The organism is Gemmiger formicilis (assembly GCF_016900095.1).
In the GTDB taxonomy this organism is placed as follows: Bacteria; Bacillota; Clostridia; order Oscillospirales; family Ruminococcaceae; genus Gemmiger; species Gemmiger formicilis_A.
In genome coordinates, this window is sequence record NZ_JACJJP010000001.1 from 144,393 (window position 1) to 164,865 (window position 20,473).

18 protein-coding genes and 1 pseudogene are annotated in these 20,473 nt (G+C 59.9%); 7 read left to right on the forward strand and 12 right to left on the reverse strand.

Annotation, left to right across the window (positions count from 1 at the left end; translation table 11 throughout):
* The first annotated feature begins 137 nt into the window (after positions 1–137).
* From H6B15_RS00690 to H6B15_RS00710, 5 genes are all read left to right on the forward strand, one after another.
* Positions 138–1,427: an O-acetylhomoserine aminocarboxypropyltransferase/cysteine synthase family protein gene (locus tag H6B15_RS00690; protein WP_204645042.1), complete on the forward strand. Its 1,290-nt coding sequence runs from the start codon at positions 138–140 to the stop codon at positions 1,425–1,427.
* Positions 1,428–1,446: 19 nt separating this feature from the next.
* Positions 1,447–2,394, forward strand: coding sequence for a homoserine O-acetyltransferase MetA (gene metA / locus H6B15_RS00695; protein WP_204645044.1), 948 nt, complete (start codon positions 1,447–1,449; stop codon positions 2,392–2,394).
* Positions 2,391–3,188, forward strand: coding sequence for a glycosyltransferase (locus H6B15_RS00700; RefSeq protein WP_204645046.1), 798 nt, complete (start codon positions 2,391–2,393; stop codon positions 3,186–3,188). Before metA ends, H6B15_RS00700 begins: the two co-directional genes overlap by 4 nt.
* A gap of 175 nt (positions 3,189–3,363) precedes the next feature.
* Positions 3,364–3,636 carry a 30S ribosomal protein S15 gene (gene rpsO, locus H6B15_RS00705; protein WP_113998887.1) on the forward strand — a complete coding sequence of 91 codons (273 nt, stop codon included), beginning with the start codon at positions 3,364–3,366 and terminating at the stop codon, positions 3,634–3,636.
* A 201-nt stretch (positions 3,637–3,837) separates the two neighbouring features.
* Positions 3,838–5,985 carry a polyribonucleotide nucleotidyltransferase gene (locus H6B15_RS00710; RefSeq protein WP_204645048.1) on the forward strand — a complete coding sequence of 716 codons (2,148 nt, stop codon included), beginning with the start codon at positions 3,838–3,840 and terminating at the stop codon, positions 5,983–5,985.
* A 105-nt stretch (positions 5,986–6,090) separates the two neighbouring features.
* Here H6B15_RS00710 and H6B15_RS00715 read toward each other — a convergent pair whose 3' ends face one another.
* The 8 genes from H6B15_RS00715 to H6B15_RS00750 form a co-directional block, all read right to left on the reverse strand.
* Positions 6,091–6,930 (reverse strand): SH3 domain-containing C40 family peptidase, encoded by an 840-nt coding sequence (locus H6B15_RS00715; protein WP_204645049.1) that lies wholly within the window; start codon positions 6,928–6,930, stop codon positions 6,091–6,093.
* A 23-nt stretch (positions 6,931–6,953) separates the two neighbouring features.
* Positions 6,954–7,898, reverse strand: a complete 945-nt coding sequence (locus H6B15_RS00720; protein ID WP_204645054.1) for an ATP-binding cassette domain-containing protein — start codon at positions 7,896–7,898, stop codon at positions 6,954–6,956.
* The gene (locus tag H6B15_RS00725; RefSeq protein ID WP_204645055.1) at positions 7,891–8,964 is read right to left on the reverse strand and encodes an ABC transporter ATP-binding protein; all 1,074 of its coding nucleotides are present in this window, start codon (positions 8,962–8,964) and stop codon (positions 7,891–7,893) included. Before H6B15_RS00725 ends, H6B15_RS00720 begins: the two co-directional genes overlap by 8 nt.
* Before the next feature lie 13 nt (positions 8,965–8,977).
* Complete coding sequence (locus H6B15_RS00730) at positions 8,978–10,006, reverse strand: ABC transporter permease (protein WP_204645056.1); 1,029 nt, start codon at positions 10,004–10,006, stop codon at positions 8,978–8,980.
* Positions 10,006–10,944 carry an ABC transporter permease gene (locus tag H6B15_RS00735; protein ID WP_345941901.1) on the reverse strand — a complete coding sequence of 313 codons (939 nt, stop codon included), beginning with the start codon at positions 10,942–10,944 and terminating at the stop codon, positions 10,006–10,008. Before H6B15_RS00735 ends, H6B15_RS00730 begins: the two co-directional genes overlap by 1 nt.
* Before the next feature lie 173 nt (positions 10,945–11,117).
* Positions 11,118–13,070, reverse strand: a complete 1,953-nt coding sequence (locus H6B15_RS00740; RefSeq protein ID WP_204645059.1) for a peptide ABC transporter substrate-binding protein — start codon at positions 13,068–13,070, stop codon at positions 11,118–11,120.
* 375 nt (positions 13,071–13,445) lie between these two features.
* The gene (locus H6B15_RS00745) at positions 13,446–14,078 is read right to left on the reverse strand and encodes a TlpA family protein disulfide reductase (RefSeq protein WP_243424208.1); all 633 of its coding nucleotides are present in this window, start codon (positions 14,076–14,078) and stop codon (positions 13,446–13,448) included.
* 13 nt (positions 14,079–14,091) lie between these two features.
* The gene (locus H6B15_RS00750; protein WP_204645063.1) at positions 14,092–14,754 is read right to left on the reverse strand and encodes a cytochrome c biogenesis CcdA family protein; all 663 of its coding nucleotides are present in this window, start codon (positions 14,752–14,754) and stop codon (positions 14,092–14,094) included.
* Between the two features lie 84 nt (positions 14,755–14,838).
* Here H6B15_RS00750 and H6B15_RS00755 point away from each other — a divergent pair, with 84 nt between their 5' ends.
* Complete coding sequence (locus H6B15_RS00755; protein WP_204645065.1) at positions 14,839–15,501, forward strand: Crp/Fnr family transcriptional regulator; 663 nt, start codon at positions 14,839–14,841, stop codon at positions 15,499–15,501.
* 51 nt (positions 15,502–15,552) lie between these two features.
* Here H6B15_RS00755 and trxA read toward each other — a convergent pair.
* A pseudogene (gene trxA / locus H6B15_RS00760) lies at positions 15,553–15,870 on the reverse strand (thioredoxin); the annotation flags it as partial.
* A 300-nt stretch (positions 15,871–16,170) separates the two neighbouring features.
* On the opposite strand from trxA, the gene H6B15_RS00765 reads away from it, so the two are divergent.
* Complete coding sequence (locus H6B15_RS00765) at positions 16,171–17,673, forward strand: IMP dehydrogenase (RefSeq protein ID WP_204645067.1); 1,503 nt, start codon at positions 16,171–16,173, stop codon at positions 17,671–17,673.
* A 79-nt stretch (positions 17,674–17,752) separates the two neighbouring features.
* Here H6B15_RS00765 and H6B15_RS00770 read toward each other — a convergent pair whose 3' ends face one another.
* The 3 genes from H6B15_RS00770 to H6B15_RS00780 form a co-directional block, all read right to left on the reverse strand.
* Positions 17,753–19,003 (reverse strand): HAAS signaling domain-containing protein, encoded by a 1,251-nt coding sequence (locus tag H6B15_RS00770; protein ID WP_204645068.1) that lies wholly within the window; start codon positions 19,001–19,003, stop codon positions 17,753–17,755.
* Positions 19,000–19,320 (reverse strand): PadR family transcriptional regulator, encoded by a 321-nt coding sequence (locus H6B15_RS00775; protein ID WP_204645069.1) that lies wholly within the window; start codon positions 19,318–19,320, stop codon positions 19,000–19,002. Before H6B15_RS00775 ends, H6B15_RS00770 begins: the two co-directional genes overlap by 4 nt.
* Before the next feature lie 320 nt (positions 19,321–19,640).
* Positions 19,641–20,381, reverse strand: a complete 741-nt coding sequence (locus tag H6B15_RS00780; RefSeq protein ID WP_204645070.1) for an acyl-[acyl-carrier-protein] thioesterase — start codon at positions 20,379–20,381, stop codon at positions 19,641–19,643.
* Positions 20,382–20,473: the final 92 nt, after the last annotated feature.

Consider the following 20,473-nt stretch of genomic DNA (forward strand, 5'->3'; position numbering starts at 1 on the left):
TTGAAAATTATTTGTGAACATCACCCCGGCATAAGGGGGTACAAACCTTGCAAAACCGGGCACAACACGGTACAATAAAAAGCAAAGAATTTGCACAGCGCCAACAGCGCCGGCATAGAGGGAGGCTACCTTATATTATGGAAAAGGAAAAACGTTCCATCAATACCATCTGCGTTCAGGGCGGTTACACGCCGGGCAACGGCGAACCCCGCCAGATCCCCATCATCCAGAGCACAACCTTCAAGTATGATACTTCGGATGAGATGGGCAAGCTGTTCGACCTGGAGGCCAGCGGCTACTTCTATTCCCGTTTGCAGAACCCCACCTGCGACCATGTGGCCGCCAAGATTGCCGAGCTGGAGGGCGGCACCGCCGCCATGCTGACCAGCTCCGGCCAGGCCGCCAACTTCTTTGCGCTGTTCAACATCTGCAACGCCGGCGACCACATCGTGGCTTCCAGCTCCATCTACGGCGGCACCTTCAACCTGATCTCGGTCACCATGGCCAAGATGGGCATTGAGGCCACCTTCGTGGACCCGGACTGCACCAATGAAGAGCTGGAAGCCGCCTTCCGCCCCAACACCAAGGCAGTCTTTGGCGAGACCATCGCCAACCCCGCCCTGACCGTGCTGGACATTGAGCGCTTCGCCAAGGCGGCCCACGCCCACGGCGTGCCCCTGATTGTGGACAACACCTTCCCCACCCCCATCAACTGCCGTCCCATCGAGTGGGGTGCCGACATCGTGACCCACTCCACCACCAAGTACATGGACGGCCACGGCGGCTGCGTGGGCGGCGCCGTGGTGGACAGCGGCAAGTTCGACTGGATGGCCCATGCCGACAAGTTCCCCGGTCTGACCACCCCCGATGAGAGCTATCACGGCATCACCTATGCCGAGCGCTTCGGCAAGGAGGGTGCCTTCATCACCAAGGCCACCGCCCAGCTCATGCGTGACTTCGGCTGTGTGCAGAGCCCCATCAACGCCTACATGCTGAACCTGGGGCTGGAGAGCCTGCATGTGCGCATTGCCCGCCACTGCGAAAACGGCCAGGCTGTGGCCGAGTTCCTGGCCAACCATCCGAAGGTGGCCTATGTGGATTACTGCGGCCTGCCCGGCAACAAGTACTACGAGCGCGCCCAGAAGTACCTGCCCAACGGTTCCTGCGGCGTGGTCAGCTTCGGCATCAAGGGCGGCCGTGACGCCGCCGCGGCCTTCATGGGCCATCTGAAGATCGCCGCCATCGAAACCCACGTGGCCGACGCCCGCACCTGCTGCCTGCACCCCGCGAGCACCACCCACCGCCAGATGAACGACGAGCAGCTGGCCGCCGCCGGCGTGCGTCCCGACCTGGTGCGCATGAGCTGCGGCCTGGAGGACAAGGCCGATCTGATCGCCGACATTGCCCAGGCCCTGGACAAAATCTGAGTAAAGGGAGTTTGGCCCCATGCCGCTTATCATTCCACAGGATCTGCCCGCCTACGCAGAATTGTCCAAAGAGAACGTCTTTGTGATGCACAAGGAACGCGCCCGCGGGCAGGATATCCGGCCTTTGCGCATCCTGATCCTGAACCTGATGCCCACCAAGATCGTCACCGAAACCCAGCTGGCCCGTCTGCTGGCCAACAGCCCCCTGCAGGTGCAGCTGACCTTCTTGCAGACGGCCACCCACAACACCACCCACACCCCCCAGGAGCACATGCAGGCCTTTTACAAGACCTTTGACGAGATCCGGGATCAGCGCTTTGACGGGCTGATCATCACCGGTGCGCCTCTGGAGGACATGGACTATACCCAGGTGGATTACTGGGACGAGCTGTGCCAGATCATGGACTACAGCAAGGAAAACGTCTTTTCCACGGTGCACCTGTGTTGGGGGGCGCTGGCCGGACTGTACTACCATTTCGGCGTGCGCAAGGTACATCTGCCGGAAAAGATGTTCGGCGTGTTCGAGCATCACGTGACCCGGCCTTCCAATCCGCTGGTGCGCGGCTTTGACGAGGTGTTTTATGCCCCGCACAGCCGCTGGGCCGGGCTGAACCGGGAGGACATCGACGCCTGCCCCGATCTGCGCATCCTGGCCGAAAGCGACGTGGCCGGTCCCATGCTCCTTTCCACCGAATCGGGACGGCAGATCTTCGTGATCGGCCATCCGGAATATGACAAGTACACCCTGGACGCCGAGTATCGCCGGGACGTGGCCGCCGGACGCAAGATTCATGTGCCGGTGAATTACTATCCCGACGATGACCCCAGCCGTGACCCCATCTTCCGCTGGCGGGCCCATGGGTATCTTCTGTACACCAACTGGCTGAACTACTACGTATACCAGAACACCCCCTATGACCTGGGCAATCTGGAGGCGCTGGGCGACTGCCGGGCGGACCATGCATGAGCGCGCCCAGAATCAGCGCCTGCATTGTGGCGTACTGCGACTATGAAGAAGTGTGTGCCGCCGTGCGCAGCGTTCTTGCCCACACCCCTGCCCCGGATCTCCGGTTGTTTGTGGTGGACAACGCCAGCCCCGACGGCTGCGGCCAGCGTCTGGCCGCCGAAGATTTCGGCGATAGCCGGGTGGCCGTTCGCTGTCTGCCGGAAAACGTGGGGTTTGGCCGGGGGCATAATTCGGTGATGGAGGAACTGGACAGCGATGTGCATTTTATCCTGAACCCGGATGTGCTGCTGCAGGAGGATGTGCTCACCGGCATGGCCGCCTGGCTGCTGGACCACCCCGGGGTGGTCATGGCTACCCCGCAGCTGTATTTTCCGGACGGGCGCATCCAGCATCTGCCCCGGCGCAAGCCCACTCCCTGGCTGCTGCTGGCCCGCCAGCTGGCCGACCGGATGCCGGACAGTCCCTTTGCCAAGGCGGACAAGCACTATACCATGCAGGATGAGGATCTGAGCGTTCCCCGCCCTATTGAGTTCTGCACCGGCAGCTTTTCCGCCATGCGCACCGATGTGTTCAAAAAAATCGGCGGTTTTGACCCCGAATACTTTATGTATGTGGAGGACGCCGACCTGACCCAGAAAGCTCTGCAATGCGGGCAAGTCTACCTGCTGCCCCAATTCAAGGCGATCCACGCCTGGCACCGGGCCCCCATGCGGGACGCGGGCAAGTTCAAGATGCAGCTGGTGAGCATGGGCCGGTATTTCCGCAAATGGGGCTGCGGCCGGGGCAAGGTGTGAAAGATTTTTTCTTTTGCCGTGGAGCAGCCCAAAAAGCGCTTGCCAAGGTTGGCACCGTATGGTATAATTACTAACGTTACCGCGGTTCGGTTCCGGGTGTATGCCCCGTATTCGGGGACGCCTTGTTGCCCGCTGCTGTGCCGACGGCCAATTATTGAAAGAGAGGTATTTTCCCATGAGCCAGAAGTCTGCCATTGAAAAGCAGCCCATCATCGCCAAAGCCGCCATCCACGAGGGTGACACCGGTTCTCCGGAAGTTCAGGTCGCGCTGCTGACCGCGCGCATCAACCACCTGACTGAGCACCTGAAGACCAACAAGAACGACAATCACAGCCGTCGTGGTCTGTTCAAGATGGTCGGCCGCCGCCGTAACCTGCTGGCCTATCTGCAGAAGAAGGACATCAACCGTTACCGCGCCCTGATCGCTGAACTGGGCCTGCGCAAGTAATTCTTGGCAAAACGGGCAGGGCGCATTTCGATGCGCCTTGCCTTTTTTTATTCTCTGGTTCCTTCCCTTTTCGTTTCCCCAGGACTTGGGCACACCGTGGTTTGTGCAGTAAATCGAACGCCGCGCCCCACCGGCGCGACACTGGATTTATTGCTCAAAGCACAGGCGCCTTGGAAATATATCCATGAAGGAGAAAACACTATGGCATTGGAATTTTCTTCCCGCAAAGAGACCTTCCCCAACTACCGCAAGTTTGAGACCACTTTTGCGGGACGCCCGTTCGTGGTCGAAACCGGCAAGCTGTGCGGCCTGGCCAACGGCAGCGCCATGATCCGCTACGGCGAAACCTGCGTGCTGTGCAATGTCACCATGAGCGAAAAGCCCCGTGACGGCATCGACTTTTTCCCCCTGAGCGTGGAGTTTGAGGAGAAGCTGTACGCCGCCGGCCGCATCCCCGGCAGCTTCATGCGCCGTGAGGGCCGTCCCGGCGAGCACGCCATCCTGTCCAGCCGCGTGGTGGACCGCCCCATCCGTCCCCTGTTCCCCAAGGAGATGCGCAACGACGTCTGCGTGACCATGACCGTCATGAGCCTGGATCCCGACAACTCCGCCGAGATTGCCGGCATGAACGGTGCTTCCCTGGCCATCGCCATGTCCGACATTCCCTGGAAGGGCCCCATCGCCGGCGTAGCCGTGGGTCTGGTGGACGGCCAGATCGTGCTCAACCCCACCAAGGCCCAGCGTGAGGTCAGCGACCTGTCCCTGACCCTGGCCGCCAGCATGGACAAGATCGTCATGATCGAAGCCGGCGCCAACGAGGTGGACGAAGCCACCATGATGGAAGCCATCAAGACCGGCCATGCCGAAATCAAGAAGATGCTGACCTTCATCAACAGCATTGTGGCTGAAATCGGCAAGCCGAAGATCGAGTTCACCCCCGTGGAGCTGGACTACGACCTGCTGAAGGAGATCAGCGCCGCCCATCTGGACGAGTTCAAGGCCGCCATGGACACCGACGACAAGAACGTCCGCGACGCCGCCCTGCTGCCCATCATGGACAAGATTGCCGAGGAGCATCCCGATCTGGACACCTCCACCCTGGACCTGATCAGCTACAAGATGCAGAAGTACGTGGTGCGTCGCTGGCTGCTGGACGAAGGCAAGCGCGTGGACGGCCGCGGCATCAACGAGATCCGTCCCCTGGCCGCCGAAGTGGGCATTCTGCCCCGTGTGCATGGTTCCGGCCTGTTCACCCGCGGCCAGACCCAGAGCCTGACCATCTGCACCCTGGGTTCCACCCGCGACGCCCAGACCATGGACGACCTGGGTGACACCCCCACCAAGCGCTACATCCATCACTACAACATGCCGCCGTACTCCACCGGTGAGGCCCGCGCTCCCCGCAGCCCCGGCCGCCGCGAGATCGGCCACGGCGCTCTGGCGGAACGCGCTCTGATCCCCGTTCTGCCCTCTATGGAGGAGTTCCCTTACACCATCCGCTGCGTGTCCGAGATTATGTCCTCCAACGGTTCCACCTCCCAGGCTTCCATCTGCGGTTCCACCCTGGCCCTGATGGACGCCGGCGTGCCCATCAAGGCCCCTGTGGCCGGCATCTCCTGCGGCCTGATCACCGAGGGCGACCGCTGGATGACCATGCTGGACATTCAGGGCGTGGAAGACTTCCACGGCGACATGGACTTCAAGGTGGGCGGCACCCGCCGCGGCATCACCGCCATCCAGATGGACATCAAGATCGACGGTCTGACCTACGAAATCGTGGAAGAGGCTCTGGAGAAGTGCCGCAAGGGCCGTCTGTATATTCTGGACGAGATCATCAAGCCCTGCATTGCCGAACCCCGCAAGGAGCTGTCCAAGTACGCTCCCAAGATGTTCAGCATGCAGATTCCCGTGGACAAGATCAAGGACGTCATCGGCAAGGGCGGCAAGGTCATTCAGGAAATGTGCGCCAACTTCAACTGCAAGATCGACATTGAGGAGGACGGCCACGTCTTCATCTCCGCCGTGGATCTGGACGACGCCAAGCGCGCCATCTCCACCATCAAGACCATTGTGGAAGATCCCGAAGTGGGCGCTATCTACAAGGGCCGCGTGACCCGTCTGATGAATTTCGGCGCTTTCGTTGAGATCGCCCCGGGCAAGGAAGGTCTGGTCCACATCTCCAAGCTGGACGACCACCGCGTGGAACACGTGGAGGACGTTGTGGCCGTGGGTGATCCCATCTACGTCATGGTCACCGACATCGACCAGCAGGGCCGCATCAACCTGTCCCGCAAGGACGCCGTGGCTGCCATTGCCAAGAAGCGTGCCGAGCAGCAGAAGCAGCAGTAATTTTGCTGTAAACCCCTTCTGACAAAACAAAACGCACCCCCGTACAGCGATGTGCTGCGCGGGAGTGCGTTTTTCTATGTTTGCAGGTCAGGAAAAGTCGTGATTTCAGAAATAGCTGCCCACAGCGGTGATCTGTCCGGGCAGATCGGCCCGGTAGTTGGGGGCTTCGGGATACAGGCTGTTGATGGTCACCCCGTTGTCCCCTGCCCGACCGGTGGAGTGGATGTACTCACCGCCGCCCAGATACATGGCCACATGTCCCGGGAAATAGAGCAGGTCCCCTGCCCGGATTTCGGAAAGGGGAATCTCGTGGATGGGATATCCTTCCTTGATCTGGGCGTCCCGCCAGATGACGATGCCGCACAGCAGATACGCCATGCTGCAAAGGCCCGAGCAATCAATGCCCATGGGCGTCTTGCCGCCCCAGCGGTACTGGGTGCCCGCATACAAGCGGGCAGCAGCGGTCAGGGCCTTGCGCAGTTCCCGATGGGTCTGGGCACAGGGCGTCTGCCACAGGGTGTCCAGAGCGCTGGCGCAGACATATCCCTGGCGGCTGTCGGGCAGCTGGACCTTCTGCCAGCCGTCCTCGGGTTTCCCGCAGACGGCCAGCCGGCCGCCCCGGGGCACGCCGGTCATCACATAGGCACCCTGGACCTTGGGTTGGGACAGCACATCCACAAAGTTCTTGTGCAGCACAATCTTCTGGGGCAGTTCCATAAACGCCCGGGCGGCATCCCCCTGTACCAGGGCTTCCGCCTCCACCCGGCCGGTATAACCGTAAAAGGTTTTGACGGGCAGGCGGCCCAGGGCGTCCGCATCCCCGGTGATCTCCACCGGCATGCCCAGCAGGGCTTCGTCGGTGACACAGGCTTCCTGGGGGGTGGCGGCGCAGGTGTCCGCCTCCTCATACAGAGGGCAGATAGAACGATTGATAATGGCTTGCATGGCACACTCCTTGTCTGCGAGCTTCAGTCGGCCTTGGCCAGGGTTTCCCGGTAGCCGTCCAGTTCCTTTTGGTTGCCCAGCACGAAATGGCCGGGTTCAATCTCACACCAAACCGGCTTGTCCTGGGTATAGTCATGACAAGCCGGGTCATATACCAACAGTTTCTTGCTGCGCTCCGCAATAGGGTCCGGCTGGGGAATGGCCGACAACAGGGCCCGGGTGTACGGGTGCAGCGGATGGGCAAAGAGCTGTTCGCTCTCGGCCAGCTCCACAATATCCCCCTTGTGGATGACGGCGATGCGATCGCAGATAAACCGCACCACCGAAAGATCGTGGGCGATGAACAGATAGGTCAGCCCCCGCTCCTTCTGCAAAGCGGACAGCAGGTTCAGCACCTGGGCACGGATGGACACGTCCAGAGCGGAGATGGGCTCGTCGGCCACAATGAACCGGGGTTCCATGATCAGCGCCCGGGCAATGCCGATGCGCTGGCGCTGACCGCCGGAGAATTCGTGAGGAAAGCGGGAGGCAAACTCCGGCAGCAGTCCCACATCCGAAAGAGCTTTGGCCACCTTTTCCCGGCGCTGGTCCTCGGTGAGGTGATGGCCGGGAGCGTACAGACCTTCAGCCACGATATAGCCCACCTTGGCGCGCTCGTTCAGCGAGCTCATGGGGTCCTGGAAGATCATCTGGATATCCCGGGTGACCTGGCGGTCCTCCTGGGGCGTCAGTTTGCCGGAAATCCGGTGCCCGTCAAAGCGGATTTCCCCCGCCGCCACCGGATTGGCCCGGATGATAGCCCGGCCGATGGTGGTTTTGCCGGAACCGGATTCCCCCACCAGGCCGAAGGTTTCGCCCTGATAAATATCAAAGGAAACATCCTTTACCGCCACAAAAGGGCGGCGCTTTTTGCCGAACTGCACCCGCACGTGGTCCAGTTCCAGCAGTTTTTTCCGTGTATCAGCCATTGGCGGTCCCCTCCCCGGTCAGTTTCAATGCGCGGCCCTTTTCCCGCAGGACCCGGATGTGCTCCGGCGGGTCCACCTTGGGTGCCCGGGGGTCCAACAGCCAGGTGCGGGCCGAGTGGGTGGGGCTGACCGCAAACATGGGCGGGCGCTTGACGAAGTCGATCTTGAGCGCCCGGGGATTGCGAGGGGCAAAGGCATCGCCATGCACCTCGTGGAAGAGGTTGGGCGGAGTGCCCTCGATGGAATAGAGGGGTTCGCCCTTCACTCCCAGCTGGGGCAGGCTGGAAAGAAGCGCCCAGGTATAGGGGTGACGGGGATCATAGAAGACCTCGGCGCAGCTGCCCACCTCCACGATGTCGCCGGCGTACATGACGGCGATACGGTCGGCCACGTTGGCCACCACGCCCAGGTCGTGGGTGATGTAGATGGTGGTCAGGTCGTATTTCTTCTGCATCTGCTTGATCAGTCCCAGAATCTGGGCCTGGATGGTCACGTCCAGAGCCGTAGTAGGCTCGTCACAGATGAGGATTTTGGGGCGGCAGGCCATGGCGATGGCAATGACCACCCGCTGGCGCATACCACCGGAAAATTCATGGGGATACTGCTTGGCCCGGCGCTGGGGGTCGGGGATGCCCACCTCGGCCAGCAGCTCATTCACGGCGGCGTCCGCAGCGGCGCCACGCAGATTCTGGTGCAGTTCCAGAGCTTCCTTGATCTGCCAGCCGATGGTCTTCAGCGGATTCAGGCTGGTCATGGGGTCCTGCAGCACCATGGCGATCTCCCGGCCGCGGATGGTCTGCCACTGTTTGTCGTCGGTAAAGGTTGCCAGATCCTGGCCGTTATACAGGATATGACCGCTCTCAATATACCCGTTCTGGTCGTTCAGGCCCATGAGGGTCTTGACCAGAACGCTCTTGCCGGAACCGGACTCGCCCACGATGGCCAGGCTTTCGCCCTTGTACACATCCAGCGAGATGCCCCGGATGGCGTGCAGCACCTGTCCCCGCAGGGTGAATTTGAAATTCAGGTCCTGAATGGAGAGGAGGGCCGAATCATTTTTCTGCATGAGCGTCTCCTCCTTACACATGGTTTTTGGGGTCGGCGGCGTCGGCAAAGGCGTTGCCCACCACATACAGGCTGATGGTGATGATGGCCAGCACCGCCGTGGGGAACAGCAGCTGATACCGCAAACTGGCCTGGCTCATCAGCAGGCGGCCGGCCTGGACCAGGTTGCCCAGGGAGGGGATGTCGGTGGGCAGGCCGATACCGATGTAGGTGACAAAGACCTCGTTGCCGATGGCCGAGGGAATGGCCAGGGACATGCGCAAGGCAATGACCGACACCAGGTAAGGCAGCAGGTTTTTGGTGACGATGCGGCCGGTGGTGGTGCCCAGGCAGCGGGAGGCCAGGTTGTAATCCCGGTCACGGATGATGACGATCTGGTTGCGGATGAACCGGGCCATGTCCAGCCAGCCGGTGAGGCACAGCGCAAAGATGATGGTGCCCACGCCGGGGTTCATGATGTAGGAGACCAGAATCAGCACCAGGGTCTGGGGTATGTTGTCAAAGATGTTGTAGAGTTCCGTAAAGAAGGTATCCAGTTTGCGCACATAGCCCCACAACACACCGATGAGGGTGCCGAAGAGCGCTTCGAAACAGGCCACGGCCAGACCAATGCCCAGAGACGTGCGGGTACCGGCCCAGGTACGGGCCCACAGGTCCTGCCCGATGGAGTTGGTGCCGAACCAGAATTCCGAGTCCGGGGCGCGGTTGATGATCTGCACGCCGGTGGCGGGGTCGTTGTTGATGGTCTTGGGGTCGTGCTGGTTGGGCAGCAGCGGCTGGATGAAGGTAAACAGAAGCACCACCGCAATGACGCAGAGGAAGAACACCGCCACCTTGTTCTTGAAGAAGGCGCGCAGGGTGGCTCCCCAGTAGGAGTAATTGGAGTAGCCGCCGCGCTCGGCGCGGGAATGATCGAAATCGGCGAGGGTAAACAGCTCATCTTCCGGCAGGTCTGCGTAGGCGACGGTGGGATCGGCCTGCTTTTGCAGGTCCTTGTTCAGCGCCGTTTCCAGCTGCTCGGCTTTCATTCTGCGGAATGTCATCAGCGTGCTCCCTCCTTTCCGGTGAAACTGATCCGCGGGTCAACCAGGGCCATAAGAATATCACCGAAGAGCAGACCCAATACCGACACGGCGGCGTAAATCAGAACCAGCGCCTGGACCATGGTGTTGTCCTGCAGTTTGATGACCTGCACCAGCAGACCACCCATGCCCGGGATGGAGTACAGGCTTTCCACATACAAAGACCCCATGAGGGTGAACAGGATGGAGTTGGGTATGTACTGCACCAGCGGCACCACCGCGTTGCGGAACACATGGTTGCGGCTGATCCGGGCCGCCGGCACGCCCTTGGCCCGGGCCAGGCGGATATAGTCCTTGTTGGCCTCGTCCACCATGTAGCGGCGCAGCCACATGGCGTAGTAGGCAATGTTGCCGATGGAAAGGGAGAAGATGGGCAGAATCCAGGTTTCCAGACTGCGCATGTTGAACAGCATGGAAACGCCCAGCAGTTCGCTGCCGTACAATTGGATCAGCAGGTGGTACACGGCGGAAGGGACGGCCTGCACAATGACGATGAGCACGGTGCCCAGCTTATCCCACACCTTCAGACGGGTGCGGGTGGACCGGGCCATGAGGATGCCCAGCGGCATACCGATCACCAGCGATACCACAAAGCTGATCAGGCCGATCTCGATGGAGATGGGGGCTTTCTGGGCAATGATCTTGGCGATGGAATAGCCTTCCCGGTATTTGTTGGAGACCCCCAGGTCCCCGTGCAGGATCTGGACAAAGTAGTTCAGCACCTGCTTGGGCAGCGGTTGGGTCAAGCCCAGCTGCTGCAGACCGGCTTTGATCTGCGCGTCGCTGAGTTTGTCAAAATTGTTGAAGTAGCCCTCAATCGGCATCTGACGCAGCAGCACAAACACGATGACAATGACAATACACAAGGTCACCAGCGCGTGCAGCACACGTTTGAGCATGTACTTGGCCAATGGGTCCTTCCCCTTTCCCTTTTTGATATCCTTATAACCCGGCTTTTTACGGCCTTGCGGCGGGGTCCGTGGCTGGACACGGGCCCCGCCGCAAAACCGCACACGCCGCGCCGGCACAAAACGTGCCGGCGCGGCGGATATGGCGGTTTTGAAACTATGGTTTATTCTTCCGTGGAGGCAATGGCCTGGGCACGGGCTTCTTCCCACTCTTTGTAAGCGGTCTCGAATTCTTCCATGCTCACGGAAGTATCAGACAGATGCTGGTACTTGTAGCGCTGCAGGGCCACGCCATAAGGCGCGTACTCCCCTTCCATGGGGTTCAGGTCACTGATGATGTACCCATCACCGGCGGAAACGCTGAAGGGAATGGCAATGGCATGTTCGATGATCATGGCCTCGGCCTCGGCAAAGGCGGTGTAGCGGGCGGCATCGTCATCGTAGATGGCTTTCGCCTCGTCCACCTTGGCGCTGTACTCTGCAAACAGAGCCTGGGTCTCGGGGTCTTCGCTCAGATCCCAGAAGCCGTAGCTGTTGTCGGCCACGAAAGGCTCGGTCCAGGTCTGCGGGTCGGCGTAGTCGGCGCCCCAGTTGCACTTCATCAGGGCGTAGTCGCCGCCGCGGCGCACCGCAGACAGGAAACCGGTTTCGGGACCGGCCTGCACAATGATGTCGATGAAGTCGGAGCCCAGCAGGCCTTCGATCTGCTGTTCCACGACCTGGCATTCCTTGTCCCAGTTGGTGGTGCTGGGGTTGTAGGGCATGAGCACCTTGACGGGGAAGGTGGCCCCCTCGGCGGTCAGCTCTGCCTTGGCGGCATCCCGGTATTCGATGGCCTTGGCCTCATCGAAGCTGTCTCCCTGGGTATAGGACAGCAGCGCGTCATACTGGGTATAATCCTTGCCGCCGCCCACGGCGAAGTTGGCCGGGGTGATGGTGTTGTTCAGCAGGTCGGAGGGATTGTAGGGCTCGCTGACGGTCAGGGCCTTGACGCGGTCCAGAGCCGCCATGATGGCTTTGCGGAAGTTTTCGTTGTTGACGGCCAGCTTCCAGTTTTCCGGTTCATACTGTTCGTCGAACTGCGGGTCGAAGTTGAAGCTGTAGAAATAGCTGAAGGAGACGTCCGGACGGGAACCGTGAACCAGGTTGGCGGTGCTTTCATCCGCCAGCATGGCGTCCAGCAGGTCGGAAGGCACGGCCGCGTAATCGACCTCATCCGACTGATACATGGAAACGCTGACGTTGGTGGCTTCGGCGTTGTAGGTCTGGCGGATCTCGTCGATGAAGACGTTGTCCTTATCCCAGTAAGACTGGTTCTTGGTCAGCACGCGCTCCTGCTGGGGCAGGTAGCTGGACAGGATGTAGGCGCCGTTGTACAGCAGGTTTTCGTTGTCCAGGCCAAACTGGTCGCCGCACTCCTCCAGGAAGGGGCCGTACACCGGCATGTAGGAGGTGTAGGACAGCACGCTGAGGAAGAAGGGGCAGGGCTGGTCCAGGGTATACACCAAGGTGTAGTCATCCACGGCCTTGACGCCGATGCTGTCGGCATCCACCGGGTCCACAACCTCGATGGGATCGCCGGCATCATCCACGGCGTTCTCGCCGGTGGCCAGGCCCAGGGTTTCCAGGGTCAGCAGATAGGCGGTGTAATCGTAGTAGGCCTGGGCGTTTTTCACCACAGCGCCGGTGGAGTACATATACTGGTTGTCGGCGGCATTGCGGGCATCGTTGACATACTGTGCGGTGGATACCCAGTCATTGGCGGTCACATCGGCCACCTCGTTGCCGTCCTTGTCCACCCACTTGACGCCCTGGCGGATGTGGAAGGTCCACTCGGTCATGTCGTCGTTGCTCTCCCAGCTTTCGGCCAGGGACGGGATGATGTTGCCGTAGGAGTCGTACTCCACCAGGCAGTCCACCACGTTGGCGCCGATGGCGTATTCATTGGTCAGGCTGGTGGTCAGGTAGTTCAGTGTGGTCACTTCGCTGGAGTACAGCGTCCGGTAAACGGTCGCCCCCTCGGCGGTGGTGCTTTCACTGCCGGCGCCGCAGGCCGCCAGCGATACACACATGGCACCGGAAAGCGCCAGGCTGATCAGCTTTTTCGTCGTGTTCATTTGGACTCACTCACTTTCCTTCTCTCGGTCCCGAAGGGCCGTAATAACCGGCGCACAGGGTTTTGTGCCTGATTTTCCCCAAAAAAGACAAAAAGCAAACAAGCCCACACCCATGTGGACACTGTTTGCCCTTGAAAAAAGCCTCGGGCCCGTCGACCCTCGGCGCGTCTTTGCGGAAAATTGATTGGTCCCAGTATACCAAAAAGGTAGCCGAATGTCAACCTTCCGTCCCGCTTGCCGCCGTATATTTTGCATAAAAATACACAGCATTTCCGGTTCTGTACATCCCCTTCCCCTGGGCCTTTTCTGCCGTCTGCAGACAAATGCCCGGAAACCGGACGGCAGGACGCCGCCGGGCTTCCGGGCATCTTTATGTTATTCGTCAGTCCCCTGGGGGAAGATCATGTCAATCCCGGTCTGCAGGGTGTCCCGGTCAATGGCTCCCACCGCCCGGGCCACGGCATTGCCCTCCGGGTCGATGAAATAGGTGGAGGGCAGCGAGTAGACCGAATAGGTCAGGGCGGCATCCTGGTCTGTGTCAAAATACACCGGGAATGTATAGCCTTTCTCGGCCACAAATTCCTGGGCATCGCTCAAGGTTTCCCGGGCCCCGTCGGTCATGTTGACCATCAGGAACTGCACATCTTCTCCCAGCTCCTCATACGCCTGCTGGAAATCCGCCATTTCGCTCTGGCAGGGACCGCACCAGCTGGCCCAGAAGTTGACCACCACCGCCTTGCCTGTAAAGTCAGAAAGCTTCACAGCATTGCCGTCGGCGTCATAGACGGTGAAATCCGGAGCCGCCTGGGCAGATGTTTCTTCCCCGCCCCCATCGGCCGCCTGTTCCTCGCCGGCTGCCGGGGTGGTTTCCGGTGCCGGGGTGGCCTGGCTGACCTGCAAATCGTCGGGCGTGCGACCTGCACTTAGGTCTTTATACAACATCGAAGCACCGGTGATCAGAAGCGCAAAGGCCGCCACACCCGCCAGCAATACAATCTTTTTGTTCATCATCTTTCTCCTTTCAGCTCAGCAAGGTCAGCCAACGGCCCAGAAGTCCGGTGGCCATCAGCACGCCCACCAGCACAAGGAAGCCGCCGCTGATGCGGTTGATCACGGTATAGTGGCGTTTGATCCAGTCAAAGGCGGACTTGAGTTCATCGATAAGCAGGGCGCTGGCCACAAAGGGCACGCCCAGGCCCAGGGAATAGGCCAGCAGCATCCAGACACCGGTCCAGACGCTCCCCTGTTGGGAAGCCAGCAAGAGGGCCGAGCCCAGGAAGGCACCCACGCAGGGGGTCCAGCCCAGGGAGAAGATCAGCCCGAACAGCAACGAGGAGAAGAACCCCGGCGTGCGCACGGCGGTGCCGCCGGCCATGCCGCCGCGGAACAGCTGCACCCGCAGCACCCCCAGAAAGTTGAGGCCGAAGAGGATAACCACCACGCCGGAAACCAGGTTGACCACGGTCTGGTGGGATTTGAGGAAGCCGCCCACCGTGCCGGCCAGAGCACCCATGGCCACAAAGACCAGGGTGAAACCGAGGACAAAACCCAAAGCGCCGGTAAGAGTCTTGCGCATGCTGCGCTGACCCCCGGCGAAGTAGGACACGTAGATGGGCAGCATGGGCAAAAGGCAGGGCGAAACGAAGGTGATGATACCTTCCAGGAAGGAGATCAGATACTGCATGAGAAGAGTTCCTTTCTGCGGTCGGGTGGGATTTGACGGGGCGATGGTTTTTGGCTATACTGGCGGTATAAGGAGGTGACGGCCTTGCCGTTTGAAACCTTGTTTCCCGTATGGGACCAGCTGACGCCCGCCCAGCAGCAGACGCTGCGGAATTCCGCCGTGCTGCGCAAGGTGCCCCAGGGCACCATCGTGCATGACGGATCGGCGGATTGCCTGGGGTATCTGCTGGTGCGCAGCGGACAGCTGCGGGCGTATTATCTTTCGGAAGAAGGGCGGGAGATCACCCTGTACCGCCTGTTTGAGCGGGATGCCTGCCTGTTGGCGGCTTCCTGCATGATGCCCAGCATCCAGTTCGATGTGACCATCGAAGCGGAGAAGGACAGCGAAATGTACATCGTCCCCCCGGACGTGTATAAATCGGTGATGAAGGAGTCGGCCGCCGTGGCCAACTACACCAACGAGGTCATGAGCACCCGGCTTTCGGACGTGATGTGGCTGATGGAACAGGTGATGTTCCGCAGCTTTGACCGGCGGCTGGCCGGGTTTCTGCTGGAGGAAAGTGAGCTGGACGGTACCACCGTGCTCAAGCTCACCCACGAAAAGATTGCCAACCACCTGGGCACCGCCCGGGAGGTGGTGACCCGGATGCTACGGTATTTCCAGAGCGAAGGGATGGTCAAGCTGTCCCGTGGGACGGTGGAACTGACCGCCCCTGACAAACTGCGGGCCCTTCGCGGGGACGACTGAAAACGCAGAAAGCACGCCCCGCCGAAGCGGAACGTGCTTTTGCGGGCTCTGTTACAGCAGGGCGAGGATGCGGGCCTTGGGCAGGGCGCCCACCGAGCGGTTCACTTCCTGGCCGTTCTTGATGACCACCAGGGTGGGAATGCTCATAACGCCGAACTGCGTGGCCAGGGCCGGCTGTTCGTCCACATTGATCTTGCAGACCTTGATGTCGCTGCACTCGGCAGCAATCTCATCCAGGATGGGGCCCACCATACGGCAGGGACCGCACCAGCTGGCCCAGAAGTCCAGCAGAACGGGCTTGTCGCTGTGAAGCACTTCGTTTTCAAAAGTAGCGGTCGTAATATGAAGAACAGACATGGTCGATAACCTCCGTTTGTTGTTTGGTTTTGGGTTTCCCCTTTGAGTATGGTACTACTATACCCGCTTTTTTGCAATTCTTCCGTAACTATGTCACCAAAGGAAAAAGTCATACCTTGCCCGTTGTTTCCCCGGCAAATTTCACAAGTTTTTTACCGGGGCACCCAAAAAGATTTTTGTGGCAAAATTTTGTATTTTGTCCACGGATATGGTACAATCAAAAATAAGCATAGAACCGCCCGGTGCCGCGCCTGTCGGTGCGAATTCCGGACAGAAAGTATATTGGTTTTGTGAACTGTAAGGAGAGTGTTTATGGCGTACTATTTTTCTGAACCGTCCCGCACATTTGGTGAATATCTGCTGGTGCCGGGGTATTCCTCTTCTGAATGTGTGCCCGACGCGGTAAGTCTGCGTACCCCGCTGGTCAAATACCGCAAGGGTCAGGAAGAGTGCCCGCTGGAAATGAACATCCCGATGGTGTCCGCCATCATGCAGTCTGTCTCCGGCGAAAAGCTGGCCATCGCGCTGGCCAAGCAGGGCGGCGTTTCCTTCATCTACGGTTCTCAGACCATTAAGGAAGAGGCCGACATGGTCCGCCGCGTAAAGGCCTACAAGAAGGGCTTTGTGACCAGCGATTCCAACCTGCCTCCCGAGGCCACCCTGGCCGATGTGCTGGACCTGAAGGTCCGCACCGGCCATTCCACCGTGGCCATCACCGCGGACGGCACCCCCCACGGCAAGCTGCTGGGCATTGTAGCTTCCCGCGACTATCGCCTGTCCCGCATGTCCACCGACCTGAAGGTCACCGAATTCATGACCCCGCTGGAAAAGCTGGTCACCGCCCCCGCCACCACCAGCCTGCATGACTGCAACGACATCATCTGGGACAACAAGATCAATTCCCTGCCCCTGATCGACGAGGAAGGCCATCTGCAGTACATGGTTTTCCGCAAGGATTACGACAGCCACAAGGAAAACGTCAACGAGCTGCTGGACAAGAACAAGAGCTATGTGGTGGGCGCCGGTATCAACACCCGCGACTACGCCGAACGTGTTCCCGCTCTGATCGACGCCGGTGTGGACGTGCTGTGCATCGACTCGTCCGAGGGCTTCAGCGAATGGCAGTCCCGCACCATCACCTGGATCCGTGAGCACTACGGCGACAGCGTCAAGGTGGGCGCCGGCAACGTGGTGGACCGCGACGGCTTCCTGTTCCTGGCCAAGGCGGGCGCTGACTTCGTCAAGATCGGCATCGGCGGCGGTTCCATCTGCATCACCCGTGAGACCAAGGGCATCGGCCGCGGTCAGGCTACCGCTGTCATCGAGGTTGCCAAGGCCCGCGACGAATACTATGAGCAGACCGGCATCTACATTCCCATCTGCTCTGACGGCGGCATTGTCCACGACTACCACATCACCCTGGCTCTGGCCATGGGCGCTGACTTCGTCATGCTGGGCCGTTACTTCGCCCGCTTTGATGAAAGCCCGACGAACCGCCTGCGCATCAACGGCAACTACGTCAAGGAGTACTGGGGCGAAGGTTCCAACCGCGCCCGCAACTGGCAGCGCTACGATCTGGGCGGCGCCCAGAAGCTGAACTTTGAGGAAGGCGTGGACAGCTACGTTCCCTACGCCGGTCCCCTGGCCGACGGCGTGCAGACCACCCTGTACAAGGTGCGCTCCACCATGTGCAACTGCGGCGCCCTGAACATCCACGAGCTGCAGCAGAAGGCCCGTCTGACCGTGGTTTCCTCCACTTCCATTGTGGAAGGCGGCAGCCACGACGTCATCCTGAAGAACAGCCCCAACAACTGATCTTCCCCATTCTGACAAAGAGGAGCCCCGCTCCGGTCGATGACCGGAGCGGGGCTCCCTTTTTGTTCTTGTATTTTTGTCAGCCGGCAAAGCCCAATTCAATGCTGCCGGAACGGCATTCCGCTTCGATGGAAACGTTCGTGTTCCCCTGACGATGGACTTCCCCGTTGATCTGCTCCCCGTTCACGGTCAGGGTACCGCCCTTGTTCTCGGCTTCCAGGCGGTAGTCAGCAGCCTGGCCCTGCAGGGTGGCGGACACACGGCCGCTCTCCGCTTCCACATCCAGCTGGCGGCTGACGACAACCTGCGTGGACGAAACCGCACCGCGGGCCGCATCCAGAGAGATCTCGTCGGCCGTGAGGGTGGCTGCCGACACAGCGCCGTCTGCTTCTTCCGTCAGATCCACCTTGCGGGCGGTGATGTTGCCCACCGTAACCTGGGCGCCCATAGAATCCACTTCCAGTTCGTCCAGAGTCAGGTCCGGCAAGACCGCACTGCCGCCGGTAAGCTTGAATTCCATACGACGGGGCTGGTTGTCGACAGGCAGCACCAGGGTCAGGCTGGCATTGGCGGCTCCGTTGGCGGAAAGCCGGGCATCCAGCTTGGCATCCCGGTCCAGCTCTTTCTGGTCCACCACCAGTGCGTCGTTGCCCACACCGCTGCCCCGCAGGATGACGGCGCTGACAGACTCATCCACCATAACCGTCAGGTTGACCTGAGACAGCTCCAGATCCACCTCGGTGAGGTTCATGGAATAGGTGGTCTCCCAGTCGGACGCGGCCTGGGTGTTGGCCGCCGAATCCGCAGAAGTGGCCGCCGGCGCCGCCGAATCGGCCGGTGCCGGGGTAGCTGCATCCGGTAACTGAGCAGCTGTGGAAGAGGACTTTTCGGCCATGATCGGTGTTTGCGCAACCACCGACGTGGCGCTGTCACGGCCAAAGCCGCGGAATCCGGTGGCAGCGGCGGACATCACCAGGGCCAGCGCCACCAACAGCAGAATCACAATAAAGAGAACCAGCAGTCCCGGGCCGTGCAGACCTGTGCGGGTGATGGGTTCGGCGGCGGGGTTTTCTTTGTAGGGATTGCCGGAGGCGGGTTGCGGCGCCTGGACGGTTTGGTCCGCCTCTCCTGCCCCGTTCAGGCCCGCCCCTTCCAGAATTTTGCGGGCCACCGTTTCGGGGTCACCCAGTTTCTCGGCGGTCTCGGCCTCATGATCGGGCCCGGCTGCATCAAAGTATTCGGAATAATAGTCCAGCGCATCCCGGCGCTCCTGCGGCGGCATGGCGGCCAGAAGCTGCTCCAACTTGGCAAGATATTCATACTTGGTCATGGTGTTTCCCCCCAAAACAATGTGTCGATTTTTTGTGTGTAGGTTCGCCATTCGCCCTGATAGCCCTGCAGGCGAACACGCCCCAGGTCAGTGATGCGATAATAGCGTCGGTTGCGGCCGTTGGCGGTTTCGTCGTGTACGGTCAGGCACTGGTCCTTTTGCAGGCGGCGCAGCACCGGATACAAAGAAGATTCCGACACGTCCAGCACCTCTTTGATCTGCTGGGTGATGCGGTATCCGTAGGAACCGTCCTCCTGCTGGGAAACCACGGCCAGCACAACGGCGTCCAACAAGGCCGCACTGGATACAAAGGTCATGGTATTCTCCCTTCTTATATGTCTTTATATATTATATATCATATAATATAGTACAATGCAATAGCTTTATCCCCCTGTGTGCAAAAAAAATTTGCCGCGGAAAAATTCCGCGGCAGACAAAAAGGAAACCCCCGCCTGAGGGAAAGGCGGGGGTCCAAAAGAAAGGAGGAGAAGAACACATGAAAAAGTTTGTTTTAGCTTTGCTTGCAAGTAAATTGTAACCCTTTTGCAACCAATTGTCAATGCCTATTTGTTAAGGTTTTGTAACTATTTTCATTCTTTTGTTACCTTTTCGGGTGTTCTCCCCTTGTTTGTTCGTTTCAGCCGCGGGGGGCCAGGGTCATGGTGGCTTCAAAACTGGATTTGCCATCCGGCAGAATTCCGGCAAAATACCATTTACCGTTTTCCATCTGATGACGGTACAGCGTGAAAGCCCCGCCACGGCGCACTTCCTTATGGTAATAGATGATCAGATCCTGCACAAAGTTGGATTCCAATGTCTCCATGGGCAGTGCGTCACAGATCACATCCACATACCGGGCGTTGTTCATATGCCCGTTCATATCACACTGGCTGTAGGCGGCCACGTGTCTGCCCACAATCTCGCAGTCTTCCAGCGAAGCCTTGTGCATCTTCATGGGCAGTTCTTCCGGCACCTCCACGGCCCAGTGGGCGGTGGTGAATTCTTCCGGATGCTTGCGCAGAATCATGCGGCGGTCGGTGTCGATCACCACCCAGCGGCTGTCCACCAGCGCCACCGGTTTGCCTTCGGCGTCCTGCACCACAGTGATGCGCTTGTTCACCGCCCGCTTCATAGCTTCCGGCTTGGTGATCAGGGTCAGGTGCTCATCCACATGGGGAACACGGTCAAAGTGCAGCGCCTGTTTGGCAAGCACGTAGGCGGTGTGGGTCTTGGCGTAGACTTCGTCGGTCAGGCCCAGGGCGATGGCGTGTTCCCCGGCGATCTGCTGGGCATAGCGCAGCACCGACGCCGGCTGCACATAACCAAAACAGTCACCGTCGTGGCGGTACACCTGGAAGGATTCGGTATATTCTGTCATGTCCAAAGACATGGGCGGCATCTCCTTTTCTGATTCGATTTGTTTATTATAGCACGGTGCAGGCTGCCGCGCCAGCATTTCCGGGACAAAAT